General features: G+C 70.1%; 17 protein-coding genes. 10 read left to right on the top strand and 7 right to left on the bottom strand.

What is annotated here, in order from left to right; all coding sequences use genetic code 11:
- Positions 1 to 24: 24 nt before the first annotated feature.
- Both G5B31_RS10825 and G5B31_RS10820 read right to left on the bottom strand, forming a co-directional pair.
- Positions 25 to 1,512, bottom strand: a complete 1,488-nt coding sequence (locus tag G5B31_RS10825; RefSeq protein WP_165017278.1) for an aldehyde dehydrogenase — start codon at positions 1,510 to 1,512, stop codon at positions 25 to 27.
- A 40-nt stretch (positions 1,513 to 1,552) separates the two neighbouring features.
- Positions 1,553 to 2,944, bottom strand: a complete 1,392-nt coding sequence (locus G5B31_RS10820; RefSeq protein WP_165017275.1) for an aminotransferase — start codon at positions 2,942 to 2,944, stop codon at positions 1,553 to 1,555.
- A gap of 215 nt (positions 2,945 to 3,159) precedes the next feature.
- Between G5B31_RS10820 and pcaF the strand changes: the two genes are divergently transcribed.
- Positions 3,160 to 4,374 (top strand): 3-oxoadipyl-CoA thiolase, encoded by a 1,215-nt coding sequence (gene pcaF / locus G5B31_RS10815; protein ID WP_165017271.1) that lies wholly within the window; start codon positions 3,160 to 3,162, stop codon positions 4,372 to 4,374.
- Entirely contained in the window at positions 4,371 to 6,335 is a 1,965-nt protein-coding gene (locus G5B31_RS10810) for a 3-hydroxyacyl-CoA dehydrogenase NAD-binding domain-containing protein (RefSeq protein WP_165017268.1), read from the top strand. The genes pcaF and G5B31_RS10810 overlap by 4 nt, the downstream gene beginning before the upstream one ends.
- 39 nt (positions 6,336 to 6,374) lie before the next feature.
- On the opposite strand, the gene G5B31_RS10805 is transcribed toward G5B31_RS10810, so the two are convergent.
- Genes G5B31_RS10805 through G5B31_RS10795 form a run of 3 tightly spaced genes read right to left on the bottom strand, consistent with a single transcriptional unit; the run spans position 6,375 to position 11,255 of the window.
- The gene (locus tag G5B31_RS10805) at positions 6,375 to 7,187 is read right to left on the bottom strand and encodes an enoyl-CoA hydratase/isomerase family protein (RefSeq protein WP_165017265.1); all 813 of its coding nucleotides are present in this window, start codon (positions 7,185 to 7,187) and stop codon (positions 6,375 to 6,377) included.
- On the bottom strand, positions 7,177 to 9,258 hold the full coding sequence (locus G5B31_RS10800) for an acetate--CoA ligase family protein (RefSeq protein WP_165017262.1): 2,082 nt from the start codon (positions 9,256 to 9,258) through the stop codon (positions 7,177 to 7,179). Before G5B31_RS10800 ends, G5B31_RS10805 begins: the two co-directional genes overlap by 11 nt.
- On the bottom strand, positions 9,255 to 11,255 hold the full coding sequence (locus tag G5B31_RS10795; protein WP_165017259.1) for an FAD-dependent oxidoreductase: 2,001 nt from the start codon (positions 11,253 to 11,255) through the stop codon (positions 9,255 to 9,257). The genes G5B31_RS10800 and G5B31_RS10795 overlap by 4 nt, the downstream gene beginning before the upstream one ends.
- A gap of 132 nt (positions 11,256 to 11,387) precedes the next feature.
- Between G5B31_RS10795 and G5B31_RS10790 the strand changes: the two genes are divergently transcribed.
- From G5B31_RS10790 to G5B31_RS10770, 5 genes are all read left to right on the top strand, one after another.
- Positions 11,388 to 12,356: a LysR substrate-binding domain-containing protein gene (locus tag G5B31_RS10790; RefSeq protein WP_165017256.1), complete on the top strand. Its 969-nt coding sequence runs from the start codon at positions 11,388 to 11,390 to the stop codon at positions 12,354 to 12,356.
- Positions 12,357 to 12,457: 101 nt separating this feature from the next.
- Positions 12,458 to 12,796: a hypothetical protein gene (locus tag G5B31_RS10785; protein WP_165017253.1), complete on the top strand. Its 339-nt coding sequence runs from the start codon at positions 12,458 to 12,460 to the stop codon at positions 12,794 to 12,796.
- On the top strand, positions 12,793 to 14,700 hold the full coding sequence (locus G5B31_RS10780; protein WP_165017251.1) for a pyrroloquinoline quinone-dependent dehydrogenase: 1,908 nt from the start codon (positions 12,793 to 12,795) through the stop codon (positions 14,698 to 14,700). The genes G5B31_RS10785 and G5B31_RS10780 overlap by 4 nt, the downstream gene beginning before the upstream one ends.
- Before the next feature lie 9 nt (positions 14,701 to 14,709).
- On the top strand, positions 14,710 to 15,420 hold the full coding sequence (locus G5B31_RS10775) for a cytochrome c oxidase assembly protein (protein WP_165017248.1): 711 nt from the start codon (positions 14,710 to 14,712) through the stop codon (positions 15,418 to 15,420).
- Positions 15,417 to 15,926, top strand: a complete 510-nt coding sequence (locus G5B31_RS10770) for a CopD family protein (protein ID WP_165017245.1) — start codon at positions 15,417 to 15,419, stop codon at positions 15,924 to 15,926. The genes G5B31_RS10775 and G5B31_RS10770 overlap by 4 nt, the downstream gene beginning before the upstream one ends.
- Here the strand turns inward: G5B31_RS10770 and G5B31_RS10765 are convergent.
- Positions 15,881 to 16,408 (bottom strand): DUF2231 domain-containing protein, encoded by a 528-nt coding sequence (locus G5B31_RS10765; RefSeq protein WP_394352128.1) that lies wholly within the window; start codon positions 16,406 to 16,408, stop codon positions 15,881 to 15,883. The two genes, G5B31_RS10770 and G5B31_RS10765, sit on opposite strands and share 46 nt — an antisense overlap.
- 135 nt (positions 16,409 to 16,543) lie before the next feature.
- On the opposite strand from G5B31_RS10765, the gene G5B31_RS10760 reads away from it, so the two are divergent.
- Genes G5B31_RS10760 through G5B31_RS10750 form a run of 3 tightly spaced genes read left to right on the top strand, consistent with a single transcriptional unit; the run spans position 16,544 to position 19,913 of the window.
- A complete protein-coding gene (locus G5B31_RS10760) occupies positions 16,544 to 17,092 on the top strand; it encodes a cytochrome c oxidase subunit II (RefSeq protein ID WP_165017239.1) in 549 nt (182 codons plus the stop codon).
- On the top strand, positions 17,089 to 19,590 hold the full coding sequence (locus G5B31_RS10755; RefSeq protein ID WP_165017236.1) for a cbb3-type cytochrome c oxidase subunit I: 2,502 nt from the start codon (positions 17,089 to 17,091) through the stop codon (positions 19,588 to 19,590). Before G5B31_RS10760 ends, G5B31_RS10755 begins: the two co-directional genes overlap by 4 nt.
- Complete coding sequence (locus G5B31_RS10750) at positions 19,587 to 19,913, top strand: hypothetical protein (RefSeq protein ID WP_165017233.1); 327 nt, start codon at positions 19,587 to 19,589, stop codon at positions 19,911 to 19,913. Before G5B31_RS10755 ends, G5B31_RS10750 begins: the two co-directional genes overlap by 4 nt.
- A gap of 97 nt (positions 19,914 to 20,010) precedes the next feature.
- Here the strand turns inward: G5B31_RS10750 and G5B31_RS10745 are convergent, their stop codons facing one another.
- On the bottom strand, positions 20,011 to 20,430 hold the full coding sequence (locus G5B31_RS10745) for a hypothetical protein (RefSeq protein ID WP_205911891.1): 420 nt from the start codon (positions 20,428 to 20,430) through the stop codon (positions 20,011 to 20,013).
- Positions 20,431 to 20,451 lie beyond the last annotated feature (21 nt).

Here is a 20,451-nt window from a genome sequence, read left to right as displayed (position 1 = left end):
GCACGGGCGAGGTGCAAGGGCGGTTCAGTGTGCGAACCAGACCGCCTTGAGGTCGGTATACTTGTCCATCGCGTGCAGGGACTTGTCGCGGCCGAAGCCGGACTGCTTGAACCCGCCGAAGGGAACGGCCAGCGAGCCGCGGTCGAAGCAGTTCACCCAGACCACCCCGGCCCTGATCGCCTTGGCGGCCCGGTGGGCGTTCTTCACCGATCCGGTCCAGACCGCACCGGCCAGGCCGTAGATGGTGTCGTTCGCCACCGCCATCGCCTCGTCGAAGCCCTTCACGGTGATCGCCGACAGCACCGGCCCGAAGATTTCCTCCTGCGCGATCTTCATGTCGTTGCGGACCCCCTCGAAGATCGTCGGCTCGATGTAGAAGCCGCCGGTTTCCGTCTTCACCCGGTTGCCGCCCAGCGTCGCGCGGGCGCCGTCGGCGCGGCCGGCGTCGATGTAGCCGAGCACGCGGTCCATCTGCTCCTCGCTGACCATCGACCCCATGCGGGTTGCCGGGTCCAGCGGGTCGCCGGGGGCGAAGACCTTCGCCTGGGCGGCGATCTTCTCCAGCAGCGCGTCGCGCACCTTCTCGTCCACGATCAGCCGCGAGCCGGCGTTGCAGACCTGCCCCGTATTGGCGAAGATCCCCGCCGCGATCCCCGCCGCCGCGGCGTCCAGATCGTCGCAGTCGGCCAGCACCACCTGGGGCGACTTGCCGCCCAGTTCCAGCCCGATCCGCTTGATGTTCGACTGGCCGGAATACTGCATGAAATACTTGCCGACCTCGGTCGAGCCGGTGAAGCCGACGCAATCGACATCCATATGCAGGCCGAGCGCCCTGCCCGCGACATGGCCGAGGCCGGGGATCACGTTCAGCACGCCGGGCGGCATCCCCGCCTCGATGGCAAGCTCGCCGAATTTCAGCGCGGTGAAGGGCGATTGCTCGGCCGGCTTCAGGATGACGGAATTGCCGGTCGCCAGCGCCGGCCCCAGCTTCCAGGCCGCCATCGACATCGGATAGTTCCAGGGCACCACCGCGGCGACGATGCCGAGCGGCTCGCGGACAACCAGCGTCGTCATGTCGTGGGCGGTGGCCGCGACCTCGCCATAGACCTTGTCGATGGCCTCGGCATACCAGGCGATGCAGGCCGCGGCGCTGACCACGTCGCCGTTGTAGGCATTGGCGATCGGCTTGCCGACGTTCAGCGTTTCCAAGAGCGCCAGTTCCTCGCGGTTGGCGAGGATCAGTTCGGAAAAGCGCAGCAGGATGCGGCGGCGGTCGGCGGGCGCCATCCGCGACCAGACCCCTGCGTCGAACGCCTTGCGGGCCGAGCGCACCGCTGCATCCACATCGGCCTCGTTGCAGGAGGCGACATCCGCCAGCAGCCTGCCGTCGCCCGGATAGACGCAGGCGAAGGTCTCGCCCGAAAGGCTGTCGACATATTTGCCGTCGATGAAGGGGCGGGTCGGAAGGGCCGCGGCCTTGGCGCGGGCGTGCCAGTCGATCTGTTGCAGCATGTCGGTTCCTGTCGGATGGAGGGTTTCGTCGCCGGCCGCGTCACACGGCGGCCGGGTCCTTCGCTTTCAGTCCGTGGGCGGCGCCCACCTCGGCAATCGCGCGGGCCAGGATCGCCACCATGTCGTCGATCTGCGCGCGGGTGATGACCAGCGGCGGCGAGATCACGCAGAGATCGCCGAGCGGCCGCACGATCAGCCCAAGCTCGAAGCAGCGCTCGTCGACCTTCAGCGTGAAGGCCTTGTCCTCGGCATTGCCGTCGGCGCGGGAGGGGTCCAGCAGGCATTGCACGCAGCCCACCAGCCCGACCGAGCGGGTCTCGGCCACGCCCGGCAGGTCGCGCAGCGAGGCCAGTGCCGAGGCGAAATACCCGGCCATGTCGCGGGCGTGATCGACGATGCCTTCCCGCTCCATCAGCTCGATGTTCGCCAGCGCCGCCGCGCAGGCCACCGGATGGTTGTTGTAGGTATAGCCGTTGGTGAACCAGCTTCCCTTCGCATTCGCGCCCGAGACCCGCGCCAGCACACGCTCCGAGATCGCGAGCCCGCCGAGCGGCACATAGCCCGAGGTGACGCCCTTGGCGAAGGTGATGATGTCCGGCACCACGCCGAACACCTTTTCGGAGGCGAACCATTCGCCGCAGCGGCCGAAGCCCGTCACCACCTCGTCCGAGATGTAGAGGATGTCGTGCTTCTCGCAGACCGCCTTGAACCGCGCGTGATAGCCCTGCGGCGGGATGATCACCCCGCCCGAGGCGAGGATCGGCTCGGCCAGGAAGGCGGCGATGGTGTCGGCGCCAAGCTCTTCGATGCGGTCCTCGAACTCCCTGACCAGATCGTCCAGGAAGGCCTCCTGGCTGCGGTTGCCCGCATGGCGCGGATTGGGGCTGGACAGGAACGAGATGCGGTCCTGGCGGATGTCGAAGTTCGGCCAGTTGCCGGTGCGGCCGGTGCAGGCCGCCGTCAGCGCCGTGCTGCCGTGGTAGCCGTCATAGCGCACGATGATGCGCTTCTTCTGCGGCCGGCCCAGCACGTTGTTGTAGAACTCGGAAAACCGCAGCGCGCTGTCCACCGCGGTCGACCCGCCGGTGGTGAAGAAGACCCGGTTCAGGTCGCCCGGCGTCAGCGAGGCGATCTTCTCCGCCAGCCGCGCCGCCGGGCTGGTGGCCATATACCAGGGCGAGGCATAGGGCAGCACCATGGCCTGATGCGCGATGGCATCGACGATCTCGCGGCGGCCATAGCCGACCTGGGCGCACCACATCCCGGCGGGCCCGTCGATCAGGCGCCGGCCGTCTTCGGCATAGACATAGATTCCCTCGGCACGGGTCAGCACCGGCTGCGAGGCCTTGCCCAGCTTCTCCATCTCCTGCGCCGGCACCAGGACATGCGCGCGCATCGCCTCGTCGATGGTTTCCAGCATCTTCCCCGCCATCGCATTCCCCCTGCATTCCCGGTCGCAGGGGTCTGCCCCCAATCCGCCCGGTCGGATCCTTCTGCGCAAGTAGTGGCCAAACCGGGCCGCGAGTCAACATTTCTGATTGCCCGATCAATCAGAAATGTTGCGACGGCGGAAAGATCGTGGTTATCCTCGCCCATCGACCGCCCTCCATCGGCGGTCCGACGTCGCGCCCCCTCCGGAGACCCGCCATGAAAAACGCCTGGATCGTGGACGGCATCCGCACCCCCTTCGGCCGGCATGGCGGAGCGCTCGCGCATCTGCGCGCCGACGATCTGGCGGCGGTCCCGCTGGCGGCACTGATCGCCCGCCACCCGGAGATGGACCCGGCGCTGGTCGAGGATGTCGTCCTCGGCTGCGTGAACCAGGCGGGCGAGGACAACCGCAATGTCGCGCGCATGGCGCTTCTGCTGGCCGGGCTGCCGGTGACGGTGCCCGGCGTCACCGTGAACCGCCTCTGCGGCTCGGGACTCGAGGCCGTCGGTCAGGCCGCCCGGACCATCCGCTGCGGCGAGGCCGACCTGCTGATCGCGGGCGGGGTCGAGCACATGACCCGCTCGCCCTTCGTCATGGCCAAGGCGGAGGCGGCCTTTTCGCGCCGGGCGGAGATTTTCGACACCACCATCGGCTGGCGCTTTGCCAATCCGCGCATGGAGGCGGCGCATGGCATCGATTCCATGCCGCAGACTGCCGACAACCTGGCGCAGGACTACGCCATCTCGCGCGAGGACCAGGACGCCTTCGCCCTGCGCAGCCAGAACAGATGGGCCGCGGCCCGGGCGGCCGGGCGATTCGATGCGGAAATCACCCCCGTCACCCTGCCGCAGCGGCGCGGCGATCCGCTGGTCTTCGACACCGACGAACATCCCCGCCCCGAGACCACCGCCGACCAGCTTCGGCGGCTGAAGCCGCTGAACGGGCCGGTAAACAGCGTGACGGCGGGCAATGCCTCGGGCGTCAACGACGGGGCGGCGGCGGTGATGCTGGCCTCCGACCGGGCGGTGTGGGAACTCGGGCTGGAGCCCCGCGCGCGCGTCGTCGCCATGACCGCCGCCGGGGTTGCGCCGCGGGTGATGGGATACGGCCCGGTGCCCGCGGTGCAGCGGCTGCTGGCCCGCACCGGCCTGACGATCCGGGACATGGATGTCGTCGAATTGAACGAGGCTTTCGCCGCCCAGTCCCTTGCGGTGCTGCGCGGCCTCGGCCTGCCCGACGATGCAGGCCATGTGAACCCCAACGGCGGCGCGATCGCCGTCGGCCATCCGCTCGGCGCCTCCGGCGCAAGGCTGGCGCTGACGGCGGTGCATGAGCTGGAACGCCGCGGCGGCCGCTATGCGCTCTGCACCATGTGCATCGGCGTCGGCCAAGGGATCGCGCTGCTCATCGAAAGGACCGGGACCGCATGACCGCAACGCTCCTCACCCGGCAGGACCGGGACGGCATCGCCGTCGTCACCCTCGACAATCCTCCGGTGAACGCCCTCGGCCGGGCGCTGCGCCGGCAGTTGGGCGAAGTGATCGCCGAGGTCGGCCGCGACCCGGCGATCCGCGCCGCGATCCTGACCGGGGCGGGCCGGCTTTTCGTCGGCGGCGCCGACATAACGGAATTCGACCGCCCGCCCGAGGCTCCGCACCTGCCCGATGTGATCGCCGCGATCGAGGCGGCGGCGAAGCCCTGGATCGCCGCCGTCAACGGACCGGCCCTCGGCGGCGGGGCCGAGCTTGCCCTTGGCTGCCACTACCGCATCGCCGCCTCCGGCGCGCGGTTCGGCCTGCCGGAAACGGCGCTCGGGATCATCCCCGGGGCGGGCGGCACCCAGAGGCTGCCGCGTCTCATCGGCGTGGCGGCGGCGGTGGAGATGATCACAACGAACCGCCAGATGGACGCGGCCGAGGCGCTGGCCGCGGGCCTTGCCGACCGGCTGGCCGGTGCGGACCTGATCGCCGACGCCCTCGCCTTCGCGCAGGAGGTGTCCGGCAAGGCCCGGCATCCCGGCGCACGGCAGAAGGACCTGGCCGATCCGGGCGAGGCCTTCTGGTCCGCCGCCGGCGCCCGCATCGCCAAGGCCGCGCGCGGCAATCCCGCACCGGCGGCGGCGCTGGCCGTCCTGCGCCACGGCATTTCGGCAGGGTTCGAGGCCGGGATGCGCCTGGAACGGGAGACCTTCCTGAAGTTGCGCAATTCGGACGAGGCCGCAGCGCTGCGCTACCTGTTCTTCGCCGAACGCGCGGCGGCCAGGCCCGCCGCCCTGCGCGGGATCGCCCCCCGCCCCCTCGGCCGCGTCGGCGTGGTCGGCGGCGGCACGATGGGCGCCGGCATCGCCGCGGCGCTGGCCAATGCCGGGCTGCGGGTCGTGCTGTCCGAAACCGGCGAGGCCCCGCTCGCCCGCGCCATGGACCGGCTCGACGGCATCCTGGCGACGCAGGTGAAACGCGGCCTGCACGACGAGGCCGCCGCCCGCGCCAGACGCGAGGCCGTCACCGGCATAACCGATCCTGCCGGGCTTGCCGGCTGCGATCTGGTCATCGAGGCCGTGTTCGAGGACCTCACCCTCAAGCGCGAGGTCTTCGCACGGCTGGCCGAGGTCTGCGGCCGCGAGACGATCCTGGCCACCAATACCTCCTACCTCGACCCCGAAGAGATCGTCCGCGGGCTGCCGGGGCAGGAGCGGTTCATCGCCCTGCATTTCTTCAGTCCCGCCCAGGTGATGAAACTGCTCGAGATCGTTCCCCTCACGGCGACCGGCCCCGAAGTGGTCGCCACCGGCTTCGACCTGGCCCGCAGGCTGGGCAAGGTCGCGGTGCGGGCGGGAAACTGCGAGGGCTTCATCGGCAACCGCATCCTGCTGCGTTACCGCGCCGGGGCCGAGGCGATGCTGCGCGACGGCATCTCCCCGGCCGGGATCGACGCCGCGATGCGCGGCTTCGGCTTCGCCATGGGTCCGTTCGAGATGCAGGACATGGCCGGGCTGGATGTCGCCTTCCGCGCGCGGGAGACGGCGCGCGCCCTTGGCCGGGACGTGCCGGAAACGGCGGGCGACATTCTGGTGCGCGCGGGCAGGCTGGGCCAGAAAACCGGCGGCGGGTGGTATGACTACGCCCCGGGCAGCCGCGAGCCGCTGCCGTCGCAGCAGGTGGCGGCGCTGCTTGCCCCGTATCGCAAGGGCGCGCGCGAGATGCCGGCCGCGGACATCGCCGCGGCTCTGGTCGGCGTCATGGCGGACGAAGGGCGCAAAATCCTTGCCGAAGGCATCGCCGCCACGCCGGAAGACATCGACCTTGTCGAGGTCCACGGCTACGGTTTCCCCCGCCCCAAGGGCGGGCCGATGTTCTGCAGCGCGCGCGGAACCGTCCGCCCGGAAAGGTGATCGCCGAGCGATCACCTGGCGGCTGCCCGGCGCCTTCGGTCAGCGGCTGTTGCGCCAGGCGATGGCGGCCTTCAGCCCCTCTTCCCGGCGGATGCGGTTGAATTCGGCGCGCTCGGCCCCGCCGGAGGTTTCGATCACGATGTCGGTCTCCACCGCCGCCAGCAGCGCATTGCGCATCCCGCGGATGTCGTAGCTGCGGTTGATCGCCCGCTTGGTCAGTTCCACCGACAGGGGCGCCGCCGCGACGATCTCGCGCGCCTTCTCGAAGGCCCGCTCGACATGATGGCCTTCCCAGACCGCCTCGGTCACCAGGCCGATCTCGGCCGCCCGGGTGGCGCCGATCTGGTCGTTGCCGGTCAAGAGGATGTCCTTGGCGTGTTTCGGCGCCACCATCCAGGGCAGCAGCATGGCGACGATGCCCGAGCCGAACCGCACCTCGGGCTCACCGAAGACCGCATCCTCGCCGGCGATGGCGATGTCGCAGGCCGCGGCCAGTTCCAGCCCGCCGCCGATGCAGTGGCCGTGGATGGCCGAGATCGTCGGCTTCGGACAATCCCAGAACCGCATCACGAAATCGAAGTCGGCCTCCAGCACCCGGCGCCAGTCCTGCACCGTCCGCTCGCCCGCGGCGGCGGATTCCTTCAGATCGAAGCCGGCCGAGAAGGCCCTGCCCTCGCCCGACAGGATGAAGCAGCGCACCGCCGGGTCGCGTTCCAGCGCGTCCAACACCTCGTTCACCTCGCGCATCATCACCGAGTTGATCGCGTTCAGCACCCGGGGGCGGTTGAGGATGATATGGGCGACCCCCTCGTCGGAAAGCTCCACGCGGATCGTCTCGTAGTCAGTGCTCATGGTGCGGCTTCTCCTTCTGGCGCAGGGCAAGGCAGTCGACGGCAAGCGCCCCCTCCGGCCCGGCAAGCACCGGGTTGATCTCGATCTCGGCGATCCGGCCCGCGGCGCCGGCGGCAAAGGCGCTGAACCGCGAGATCAGGGCGCAGAGCGCCTCCAGATCGGCGGGCGGGCGGCCGCGGGCGCCGGTCAGCAGCGGAAAGGCCGTCAGCCCCTCCAGCGCAGACCGGGCGGTCTCGGGGCTGAACGGCGGCAGAAGCGCCGTGGTGTCGCGGAAGATCTCGGTGAAGACGCCGCCGAGGCCCAGCGTGACCAGCGGCCCGAAATCGGGGTCGGTGGTCATGCCCAGGATCAGTTCCACACCCTGGACCATGGCCTGCACGATGACCGGCGCCTGCGGATGGCGCAGCCGCAACGCAGTCCACGCCGCCTCCGCCTCATCCGCGCTTCCAAGACCCAGGAAGACGCCGCCCAGATCGGATTTATGGGGAATGGCCGCATCGTCGATCTTCAGCACCAGCGGCCAGCCGTGGCGGGCGGCGAAGGCGGCAATCTCCTCCGGCCCTTGCACTTCCGCGAAGGGGGCGCAGGGGATGCCGGCGTCTTCCAGCAGCCGGAATCCCTCGGCGCTGCGCAGCATGTCCCGGCCCGCCCCGGCGATAAGCGCCTCTGCTTCGGCCGACAGCGGCAGCGGCGGGGTGGTATCCTCCGTCGCAAACCCGAAATACCAGCGCCGCAGATGGCCGAGCGCGGCCAGCCCGCTGACCGTGCCCATCAGCACCGCAATGCCATGCCCGCGCAACCTCTCGGCGACCGCGGGGGAAAGCGTGGTGGCGATGTTTCCCATCACCGCCACCGGCTTGCCGGTCCCGGCATGGACCTTGAGGATGGCCGCCGCCGATTGGTCCGAGAAGGGACGGTCGGGCGGCAGGTTGGAGGCCATGACCACGATGCCGACGCCGGGGTCCTTCGCCATCTCGCCCAGCACCGGCGCCATGATGTCGCCGCCGTCGCCCCAGTAGTCGAGCGGATTCGACGCCTCCATCCCCGGATCGAGATGCGCATCGATCGCCGCAAGCGTCTGCGGCGCCAGTTCCGCGAAGGGCAAGCCCAGGTCGGCGGCCAGGTCGGCGATCAACTGCCGCTCGCCGCCGGAATCGGTGCCGAGCGCGATGCCGGGCGCGGGCATGATCCGGCGCAGGGCCATCAGCTCGGCGGTATCCAGCAATTCGTCGAGGCTGCGCACCTGGACCACGCCATGGCGGGCGAAGGCCGCGTCATAGGCGGCGTTCGACCCGGAAAGCGCGCCGGAATGCGAGATGGCGAACTGCTTCGACGCCGCGCTGCGCCCCAGTTTCAGCACGATGACCGGCACGCCCTTCGCCCGCGCCAGATCGGCGGCGGCAAGGAAACCGGCGGGATCGCGGACCGTCTCCAGCACGCAGGCGATCACCCGCACCTCGGTGTCTTCGACGAGAAAGCGGATGTAGTCGGCAGCGCCGGTCGTCAGCTCCTGCCCGGCCGAGATCGCATAGTCGAAGCCCATCTGCCGGCGGTTGCCGACCAGCCCCGACCAGCTGGAGCCGGAATGCGAGATCAGCGCCACCCCCGAGGGCGCGGGCAGCGCCTTGAAGGGCATCCCGGTCAGCTGCAGCCGGTGGCCGAGGTTGACGAAGCCCATGCAGTTCGCGCCGCAGACCGCCATTCCGGCACTGCGCGCGATCTCGCGGACCAGATCGGCGCGCGGGCGGCCTGCTTCCTCGCCATGGGCGCGGCCGAACAGGACGGCACCGCGCAGGCCGGCCGCCGCGGCGTCCAGCATCGAGGCCACCAGATGCGCATCCCCCACCGCGAAGGCGGCGCAATCCACGCCTCCGGGCACCTCGGCCAGGCTGCCGTGGCAGGCCATGCCGCCGATCCGGTCGTAACGCGGATTGACCAGCGCGATCTCGCCCGCGAAACCCAGATGGCGGACGGATTGCAGCAGGTTCGCGCCGAAGCTGCCCTCCTTCGGGCTGGCCCCCACGATCGCCAGCCGGTCGGGGCGCAACAGGGCCGAAAGGACGCCGCTCATGCCCGTTCTCCTGCCGGGTCTGCAAGCCCGCCCAGGAAACCGCGGGTCAACACCAGCCCGTCGTGGATCGCCTCTTCGGCCGTGCGGGCAAGGGTGCAATCGCCGACGGTGATGCTGGGAATGCCCAAGCCGGCAACCTCGCGCTGAAGCGTCATGTCGGGGGTGTTGCCCTCGACCAGCACCAGCGTCTCCACCCCTTCCAGCGTGATGGCCGCGCCGCTGGCGGTATGGAGAAACCAGGCGGTGTCCTTGTCGACACCGTAGATGCGGGCATAGGGGATCACCTCGATCCCCGCCTCGTGCAGCCGCCCGGCCCAGAGGTCGCGGACATATTGCTGCAGGTTCTGGCCCGCGCAGATTCCGGCGACCGCAAGGCGGACATGATGCCCGCGCCGCGCCAGCATCACCGCCAGGCCGACGCCGATCTGGTCGCAGCGCCAGTCGGCGATCACCACCCGGCCGCCGGGCCTGGCCCGGCCGGTCAGCACCTCGGCGGCGGTGACGACATGGCCGCCGGTCTCGCCGCCCTCGATCCGGGGCATGAAGGGGGTGGAGCCGGTGGCGATGACCAGCGCATCCGGCCGCTCGGCCCGCAGCAGGGCGGCGTCGACGCGGGTGTTGAGGCGGAGGTCGACCTGACGCAGGCGGAGTTCGGTCAGCAGGTTGGTCACCAACCCGCCGAACTCGGCCCGGTCGGGCAGAAGCTGGGCCAGCAGCGCCTGCCCGCCCGCCTGCGCGGCGGCCTCGGCCAGCACCACCTGATGCCCCATCTCGGCGGCGGTGACGGCGGCCTTCATCCCGGCCGGTCCCGCCCCCGCGACCAGCACCTTCAGCGCGCGTGCCGCGGGCGGCACCGGCGGCAGGCGCAATTCGCGCCCCGAGACCGGGTTTTGGATGCAGGAAATCGGATAACCGGCATGGAAATGGCCGATGCAGGCCTGGTTGCAGCCGATACAGGCGCGGATGTCCTCGGCCCTGCCCTCGCGCGCCTTCCGCGCCATGTCGGGGTCGGCGATCATCGCCCGGGTCATGCCGCACATGTCGGCCTGTCCCGCCGCCAGCACCGCCTCGGCCACCTGCGGCTGGTTGATCCGCCCGGCCACGAAGACCGGCACCGAGACCTGTGCCCGGATCGCCGCCGCCTTCGGCGCGACATAGGCCGGCGCCATCTCCATCGGCGGCGCGACATGGACCGAGGCCCCCGGTCCCGCCATCGAGCCGAGCGTGGTGTTGATGTAATCGACCAGCCCCTCGTCGCCGAGCCTGCGGCAGACCGCCAGAACGCGGTCCTGGTCCAGCCCGCCCTCCTCGGCCTCGTCGGCCGAAATCCGCAGGCCCACGACCACCCCTTCGCCCACCGCGCGCCGCACCGCGATCAGCGCCTCGCGCAGCGGCCGCAGACGGTTCTCCTCGCTGCCGCCGTAGATGTCCTCGCGCCGGTTCACCGCCGGGTTGAGGAATTGCGCGAACAGCAGCCCATGGCTCGCCATCAGTTCCACGCCGTCATAGCCCGCCTCGGCGTAGCGCCCGGCAGCGGCGCCGGCGGCCTCGACGATCTCGGCCACCATCTCGGCGGGCATTTCGCGCGGCACGACATGGAAGCGGTTCTCGGGCACCGACGACGGCGCCCAGACCACGCCGCGCATCCCGTCGGTCATCCGCCGCGTCACCCGGCCGGGATGCGACAACTGGCCGAAGATCTTCGCGCCGTGGCGATGCACCGCCGCCGCCAGCCGCGCATAATGCGGGATGGCATCGTCATGGATCAGCGTCAGGTCCGGCGCCTCGCCGATGGCCGAAGGGTGGAACCGCGCCGCCTCGTTGACGATCAGCCCGGCGCCGCCCCGCGCCCGCGCCTCGTGGTAGGCGATCAGGGCTTCGCCCGGCCGGTTGCCCTCGGCCAGCCAGGTCTGGTGCCCGGTCGAAAGGATGCGGTTGCGGATCTCATGGCCCCGGAGGACGAGCGGAGAGAACAGGTGCGGAAAGCTGGCGGACAAATCGGGGACTTCCTGCTGGCAGGCGGCCGCCGGTGAACGGCCATATCTGAAGTCACCTTAGCACCGGCATATTCCCTGATCAGCGCAGAAATAGTAGGATCGCCATAACTTGAAATCATGCCGGAACCCCAGATGACCCTGCGCGCCAGACTGCCCTCTTCGGGCGCCCTCTTCATGTTCGAGGCGGCCGCGAGGCATTGCAACTTCACCCTCGCCGCCCGCGAGTTCAACGTGACGCAGCCCGCGATCAGCCGGATGATCTCGCGGCTGGAGCGGCATCTCGGCACCAGCCTGTTCCTGCGCGGCTCCGGCGGGCTGGAGCTGACGGCCGAGGGCCGCCTGCTCCATCGGGCCGTGCGCGACGGGTTCGACCGGATCGAGGAAGCCGTCTGCGAGATCCAGACCCGGCTCCAGGACCCCGAGGTGGTGACGGTCTCGGTCACCTCGGCCTTTGCGATCCACTGGCTCATGCCGCGGTTCGACCGCTTCCGCCGGGACGTGCCGGAAGTCACCCTGCGGCTGGACCTGATCCATGGAGAGCCGCTCGGCCGGCTCGGCGCCGCCGACATCGGCCTGCGCTACGACCCTCCCGACGACGGCGAGACCGTGGCCTGGCCGCTGGTTCCCGAGGTGGTGATCCCGATCTGCAGCCCGGCCTATCGCCGCGACCACGGACCCATCGACGGGCCGGAGGGGTTGAAGGGGCAGGTCCTGGCCAGCCTGATGGGCAAGATGCGCATTCCCTGGCCGCGCTTTCTGGAAGCGATGGAGATCGGGCCGATGCAGGAGGCGACGGAACTCAGCTTTTCCGATTATGCGCTGGTGATCCAAGGCGCGATCAAGGGCCAGGGGGTGGCGCTCGGCTGGTGGCATGTCGTGGCGGGCGAGGTCCTCAGCGGCGGGCTGGTCCCTGCCGGCGGCCGCCTGTTGCGGACGGGCATGTTCTACCAGCTGGTGGCGCGCCGCTCGGCGCTCGGCCGCCCGGCGGTGCAGAAGGTGCGCGACTGGCTTCTGGCGGAATTCGCCGCCTTGGAACCCAGGCGCGATGCGCTCGGGCTGAGGCCGATGCATCGGGAGCTTTCGGCTCCGGTGATGGGGTGATGTGCCGCGCGCCTCTCTGCTCCGACGCGATTCCTCGGTCCTGCACCTGGAGGGAACCGATCGGTGACTGACGGGGTTGGGATGCCGGAGAACCCGTGGTCATGCTTCAGTTCAGCGCTCTTCTTCCCGCCCTCGCAGGCGTCGGTCTGGCCGGATATGCCTGGATAACCGAAGGAACCGGCGTCACCGGCACGGCCGGCGCGCTGCTGGCGCTGATCGGCGCCCTGGCCGCACTTCTTGGGCTTGCAGCCCTTGCGATGGCGCATCCGACCGGCGGTCGCCGCCGGCTGGTCGTCTTCGCGACCTTCGTTGCGGCGGTGCTGACCGCGGTCGCGGCATGGTTCCTGATGCAGGATGCGCTCACCATCGTCATGGCACTGGTCGTCCTGACGATCCTTGTCGTCGCGGCACGCCCGCCCCTTCGGACCGCAGCGCCATGACCCGGCACCTCGCGCTTCTGTCCACCTCCCTGCTGTGCCCCCTGCCGGCCCAGGCCGAGCAGACCCGCTGGGACACCTTCAACGGCACGCTTTCGGCCAGCAAGTTCGCCGACGTTGCCTCCTTCACCCCGGAGACCGTCCCGCGGCTGGAGCGTGCCTGGGAGGTGCGGACCGGCGATGTCGCGGACGGGTCGGGCGAGCTGCCGGAAACGGTGTGGTCGGCAACGCCGATCTATGCCAACGGCACCCTCTACCTGGGCACGCCGTTCTACCGCATCATCGCGCTGGACCCCGCCACCGGGGAAGAGAAGTGGCGCTACGACAGCCAGTCCACGCTCGAAGCCCTGACCCAGCCCGCGCTGAAGAACCGGGGCGTCGCCTATTGGGAAAGCGGGGCGACGGGACCTTGCGAGAAGCGGGTCTACCTCGGCACGATGGACGCCACCCTGCACGCGGTCGATGCCGACACCGGCAAGCCTTGCGCGGACTTCGGCGTGAACGGTGTCCTGAACGTCAACCAGTGGAACGAGACAAACGCCGTCTTCCCGTTCTCGCTGTTGCAGCCGCCCACCATCGTCGGCGACAGGATCCTGATCGGCTGGTCCGGGATGGACTGGGAATACACGGTGGAGCCGCCGGGCAACCTGATGGCCGTCGATGCCCGCACCGGCGAGTTGCTGTGGGACACCGGCTTCATTCCCGCCGAACTGATCCCGCGCACCGGCACCGCGAACATCTGGTCCTCGATGTCGGCGGACCCGGAACTGGGGCTGGTCTACGTGCCGGTCTCCTCGCCCTCGCCGAACTACTGGGGCGGCAACCGGCTGGAGGGCATTCCGCTGGCGACCTCGACCACCGCGGTCGACATCGAGACCGGCGCGGTGGCCTGGTCGTTCCAGCACATCCGGCACGACATCTGGGACTACGACACGCCCTCGGCGCCCACGCTGGTGGACATCCGGCGCGGGGACGAGGTGATCCCGGCGCTGGTGCAGACCACCAAGCAGGGCTTCATCTTCGTGCTGGACCGCCGGACCGGCGAACCGCTGTTCCCGATCGAGGACCGCCCGGTGCCGCCTTCGGACGCCGAAGGCGAGGGGACGGCGGCAACGCAGCCCTTCGTCACGGTCCCGCCGCCGACGGTGCCGGTCGAGGACCTGCCCGGCGTCTGGGGCCTGTCCGACGCCCTGTCGCTGGGCGAATGCTCGAAGGACCGCGAGACCTATCGCTACGAGGGCCTGTTCACCCCGCCTTCGGTCGAGGGCACCTTCCTTTGGCCGGGCACCGCCGGCGCCAACAACTGGGGCGGCGCCGCGGTCGATCCGCGCAGCGGCATCCTCTACGTCAACAGCAGCCGCGTCGTGCAGGTGCTGCGCCTGATCCCGCGCGAGGATTACGAGAGCGAGGTCCACAACGCTACCGACGGCAATATCGAAGGCGGCAACGAGGCCGGGTTCCACGCGCAGGAAGGGTCGCCTTACGGGATCGAGCTGTATGAATGGACCAACAGCCTGGGCCTGCCCTGCTGGGAGCCGCCCTTCGGCACCTTCTCGGCCTACGACTTGGCCAGCGGCGAAAGGCTCTACGAGGTTCCCTTCGGCCTGACCCAGCGCTGGGGCTTCTACGGGATGCGGGCCTGGGGCTCGCCCACTTTGGGCGGGCCGGTGGTGACGGCGGGCGGCGTGGTCTTCATCGGCGCCTCGATGGACGACCGGGTGCGCGCGCTGGATGCCGCGACGGGGGAAGAGCTGTGGTCCGACATCGTGGCGGCGCCCTCGGTCGCGATCCCCGCGGTCTTCACCCATGAGGGTGTCGATTACGTCGTCTTCACCGCAGGGGGCAATTCGATCCTGAAGCCGCAGGTGGCGGATCAGGTGGTGGCCTACCGGCTGGGCAGCCCGTAGGCCGCCGCGATGGACCTCGGGGCGTTCCAGGGCATCTACTGCGGGCCGGCGCCGGACCCGGCCGGGCTTTGGATGCGGTGGAACCTCGATCCGGGGCTGCTGGTCGCGCTGGTGCTTCTGGCCTTGTTGCTGCGGCGAAGCGGTGCAGGGCTGGCCGGCGTGGCGGTGCTGGCAATCGCCTTCGTCTCGCCGCTCTGCGCGCTGTCGGCGGCGCTGTTCTCGGCCCGGGTGGTGCATCATGTAGCGCTTGTCGTCCTCGCCGCGCCGCTGATCGCCGCGGCCCTGCCCCTCAAGGCCCCGGGGTCCCCGGTGCTGCCCTTCGTGGTCCATGCCGCCGTGCTGTGGCTCTGGCACCTGCCGGCGGCCTATGACCTGGCGCTCGGCAACACGGCGATCTACTGGGCGATGCAGGCGACGCTGCTGGGGTCGGCGGTGGTCTACTGGGCGGCGGTGCTGAACCCCCGGCTGCCGCCGGGGCTGGCACTGGGGGCCACGCTGGCCGGCTACATGCAGATGGCGCTCCTCGGCGCGCTGCTGACCTTTGCGCCCGCCGCCCTTTACGGGATTCACGCGACCGCGCCCTTGGCCTTCGGGCTGTTGCCGCTGACCGACCAGCAGCTTGGCGGGCTGATCATGTGGGTGCCGGCGGGGCTGCCGTTCCTGGTCATCGGCGGAATGCTGGCCCGGCGCGGCTGGCAGGGCATGGGCCGCCCGGCATGAGCGCGCTGGAAGCGATCATCCCGCATCTGAAGGCCCTGCACATCGGCTTCCTCGCGGTCTGGATCGCCGGTCTGGCGGCGCTGCCGGCGATGCTGGCGCGGCACGACCGGGCGATCACGCCTGCGGATTACACCCGCATCCGGCAGGCCACCCATTACGGATTCACCTGGCTGGCAACCCCCGCCGCCGTCCTGACCGTGGCGACCGGCACTTCGCTGATCTTCCTGCGCGAGGTCTTCACCGGCTGGATGTTCGCCAAGCTGGTCTGCGTCGCCGCATTGGTCACGCTGCACGCCTGGATCGGCCATACCATCGTCGCCGTGGCCGAGACCGAGGGCCGGCACGAACCGCCCGGCCCGCTGCTGCCGACGCTTGCGCTGTGCGGCATCGTCCTCTGCGTGCTTTCCCTCGTGCTGGCGAAGCCCCGGCTGGAGGAGCTGCCGATGCCCGACTGGCTGCTTCAGCCGCTGGGGCGCGAGCTGCCCTTCGACGTTCCCAGCCCGTAGTCGAAGACGAGCTTCCCGCCATGCCAGCCCGTCGCCACCACGACCAGAACCGAGAAGCCGCTCATCAGGATGCCCCAGGGCAGCACGGCCTCCTGCCAGCCGGTCATCCGCCAGCCCCAGTTCAGGCCGAGCAGCGACAGGAGCAGCATGGCGATGATGAAATGCGTCCAGGCCATGGCGCGGATGCGGATGCCGGGGACGCTGAGCAGTTCCAGCGTGCCGATGGCGCCCGCGGCCAGCCCGAACAGGAAGGCGGTCCCCGAGGCCCAATAGGCGGCCCAGGCCCATCGGGTCGCCCCCGACCACCAGTAGAACAGGTCGGCCCCGAAGGCGCAGAAGGTCAGCGCCACCGGAAAGGCCACCGACATCGCGTGCAGGGGGTGGCCCCAGATCGCGATCCGCGACTCGCTGTCGTGGTAGCCGGCGGTATCGGTGATCGGGTCCTCCACCCCCGGGGCGGACCTGCCTTCGGGTTGGATCATCTCCTGCGGCATCGCCGTTCTCCCTCTGTCGCTGCCGGGACAACGCTGCCGTGCCTTGCCGGTTGCACCGAAACCCTGTCCGCGCTGCATCCCGCCGGCCCGGCCGCGCGCGAGATCGGGCTATTGTGGACGGTCATGCTGACGGGGTCCGGCATGATCTTCGGCCTCGTCATGCTGCTGCTGCTGGCCGCCTGGCGGCGCCGGGCGGAGGGCCGGGCCGACGAGCGGGTCTGGGTCTGGGGCCTCGGGCTCGCCTTCCCGCTGGTGGTCCTGACCGCCCTGACCGCCTGGGGGCTGGTGGTGGGCGAGCGGCTGCGGCCGCGGGACGCGGTGGATCTTGTGGTGGTCGGCGCCGAGGCGCGGCAATGGGAGTGGACCTTCCGCTACGCTGACGCGCCGGGTGTCGTCACCCGCAACATCCTGCACATCCCCGCACAGCGCCCGGTGGATGTCGAGATCACCAGCCTCGACGTGATCCACGCCTTCTGGGTGCCGCGCCTTGCCGGCAAGCTGGACGCCATTCCCGGCCGCACCAACCGGCTTCGGATCGAGGCGGATGCGCCGGGCGACTATGCCGGCGCCTCCGCCGAGTTCAGCGGCGCGGGATACCGCGAGCATGTGTTCACCGTCCGCGCCCACGATCCGGCCGGCTGGGCCGCATTCCTGGAAGGAGCCGCCCCATGACCGCCCCCCGCCGCGCCACGGCCCTTCGCCTGCACCGGCGCCTGCTGCCGGTCTGGGCGCCGGAGCGGGGCCTGCGCGGCTGGCTTTCCACGAACAACAACAACGACATCGGCCTGCTGTTCCTGGGCGTGGCCACCGCCTTCTTCGTCATCGGCGGCATCCTCGCCATGCTGATCCGGGCGCAGCTTGCCTCGCCCCGCTCGGCCTTCATGGAGCCGGAGGTCTACAACCAGATCTTCACCATGCACGGCACGGTGATGATGTTCCTCTTCGCCATCCCCTTCTTCGAGGCGCTGTCGATCCTGATCCTGCCGGGGATGCTGGGCACCCGCGACCTCGCCTTCCCGCGGCTCGGGGCCTACGGGCTGTGGGTCTACATCTTCGGCGGCCTTGCCGTGATCGCCGCCATGGTGATGGGGCTTTCGCCCGACGGCGGCTGGTTCATGTATCCGCCGCTGTCCTCGGCCGCGTTCTCGCCCGGGATCGGGGCGGACGTCTGGCTGCTCGGCATCACCTCGATCGAGGTCTCGGCCATCGCCGCCGCCTGCGAGGTGGTGGTGACCGTGCTGCGCTACCGCGCGGCCGGCATGTCGCTCTCGCGGATGCCGATCTTCGCCTGGGTCATGCTGGTCGTCGCGGTGATGATCCTGACCGCCTTCCCGCCGATGATCCTCGGCTCGGTGCTCCTGGAGATCGAGCGGGCGCTGGACTGGCCGTTCTATCAGGTCGAGAACAGCGGCGATCCCCTGCTCTGGCAGCACCTGTTCTGGCTGTTCGGCCACCCGGAGGTCTACATCATCTTCCTGCCCGCCGCCGGGATGATCGCCACCATCCTGCCGGTCATGGCGCGGACGCAGCTGATGGGCTACGGCTGGGTCGTCGCCGCGGTGGTGTCGCTGGCGGTGCTGAGCTTCGGGCTCTGGGTCCACCACATGTTCGCCACCGGCATCCCGCACCTGAGCCTCGCCTTCTTCTCGGCGGCCTCGACCTTGGTCGCGGTGCCGACGGCGGTGATGGTCTTCTCCTGGATCGGCACGCTCTGGCAGGGCCGCCCGGTGATGCGGCTGCCGATGCTCTGGATCATGGGCTTCTTCGCCACCTTCGTGATCGGCGGGCTGACCGGGGTGATGCTGGCCATCGTCCCCTTCGACTGGCAGGCCCACGACACCCATTTCGTGGTGGCCCACCTGCATTACGTGCTGATCGGCGGCTATGTCTTTCCGATGGTCGCGGCGGTCTACTATTACCTGCCGGTGATGACCGGCCGCACCCGGTTCTTCCGGCTGGGCGAGATCGCCTTCTGGATCACCGTGCCCGCCTTCCACCTGACCTTCCTTGCCGTGCATTGGGCCGGGCTTCTGGGCCAGCGCCGCCGCACCTGGACCTATGATCCGGGCGAGGCATGGGAGACGATCAACCTCGTCGCCTCGGTCGGCGCCTTCGCGATGGCGATCGGCTTCGCGCTGGTGATCCTGGACGTCGCGATCAACAGCGCGGTTGCGCTGCGCGGCCGCCGCAACCCGTGGAACGCGGGCACGCTGGAATGGGCCACGGTCCTGCCCAATCCGATCTACGGCTTCGCCTCCATCCCCATCGTCGGCGGCCGCTATCCGCTGGCCGAGGACCCCGCCCTGCCCCACCGCATCGCCCGCGGCGAGGGCTATCTGGGCGATCCTGCGCGCAACCGGCGCGAGACCCTGATCGTCGCCACCGCCTCGGGCGAGCCTGCGCAGGTGGCGATCCTGCCCGGCAATTCCCGCTTGCCCTTCCTTCTGGCGGTGGTCACCAGCACCTCGTTTCTGGCGCCGCTGGTCGGGGCCTATGCCCTGTCCGCCGTCGCGCTGGCAGGGGTGGTCGTGGTGGCGCTGGTCTGGGCCTGGGGCCTCGGCCGGAAGGTGGACGAAGGCCCGCTCGACGCCGGCCATGGCCTGCAATTGCCGAGTTCCTGGGAAGTGCCCGACCCGCCCGGATGGTGGGGGTCGCTGGCACTGCTGCTGGCGGACGGGGTGCATTTCGGAGCGCTGCTGTTCGGCTATGCCTTCCTGTGGACCATCGCCCCGAACTGGCCGCCGCCCTCCTGGATCGAACCGGGTCTCGCCGGCCCGGCACTGGCCTTGGCCGGCATCGCCGGCCTGCTGGCCGGGCCCCGGCTGACGGTCCGGTCGATCCGGCGCGGGCGAAGCGCCGTCACCGGGCTGACCCTCGCCCTGCTCGGCGCCGGAACGCTGGCTGCGGCGGCGGCCTCGGTCTGGCTGACGCGGCCGAATCCTGCGGGCCACGCCTATGACGCCACCCTGTGGCTGCTGGCAGGGCATGTCGCCCTGCACACCGCTATCGCGCTGATCATGCTGGGGTTTCTGTCAGCTCGGGTGAGGGCCGGCTACGCCTCTCCCCGGCGGATCGGAGAAGCGCGGATCGTCCAGCTCTGGGCGGATTTCACCGCGCTGACCGGTGCCATGGCGCTGGCGGCGGTCTGGGTGCCGGGGGCCGTCGCATGACCGATGTGCTCCGCATGGCCTTGCCGCTGACGCTGTGGCTGATCTCGTTCAGCGCGCTCTACGGCCTGCATGGCCTGGTCTGCGCGGCGGACTGGCCCCTCGCGTCCGGTCCGGCCGGCATCTCATGGGGCCGGCTTGCGGTGCTGGCGGGCGCGGCGCTGGCGATCCTCGCGCAACTGGTGGTGCTGATGGCTCTCGGCTGGACCCGCCTCGGTCCCGCGCCGGGCTTCATGCGCCGCGCCGCCCTGACGCTGGCCACCGCCGCGCTGATCGCGGCGATCTGGACATCGCTGCCGGCCGCGGTGCTGCCGGTGTGCGTGTAGACCCCCGATTTGCACTTTTGGGTGCAAGTTTTTCATTTTGTTGGCGGATGTGGTCCGGGCAAAACAAAACCCCGCCAACCGAGTGGTTTAGCAGGGTTTATCGTATTATTTGGTTGCGGGGGGGCGTGCGGCCACTGGCGGCATAACAGGTGTTCGCCCCTGTTCCGACTGGGCGGCGGGCAACGCCGAGAATGCCCATCAACTCGCCGCGTAGCTCGGCATGAACCTCGCCCCGCTTCTCGCCGGGCGTGACGATGATCTCGCCGATAAGGGAACGCAGCGCCTCGGCGGCTTGCCTCCCACCATCGGGATCGCTCAGGGCCTCGGCGAAGCGCACGACGTTGCGGCTGTAGTTCGCCGCTACATTCGGGTGAACATCCGGCACATCGGCGGGGGCTTCGGCCATGCGGGCGGCGATATCAGCCTTCTGGCGCTCCAACTCGTCCATCCGGGCCTTCATCGACGGCTGATACATACCGTCCTCGATGGCCGGGATGATCCCGGCGATCTTCGCCATCGCGCGGCTGTCGCTGTCTGT

This window comes from Rhodobacter sp. SGA-6-6, assembly GCF_011043545.1.
In the GTDB taxonomy this organism is placed as follows: Bacteria; Pseudomonadota; Alphaproteobacteria; order Rhodobacterales; family Rhodobacteraceae; genus Pseudogemmobacter.
Note: the sequence above shows the minus strand (reverse complement) of the source record. Positions and strands in the feature narration are given on the sequence as shown.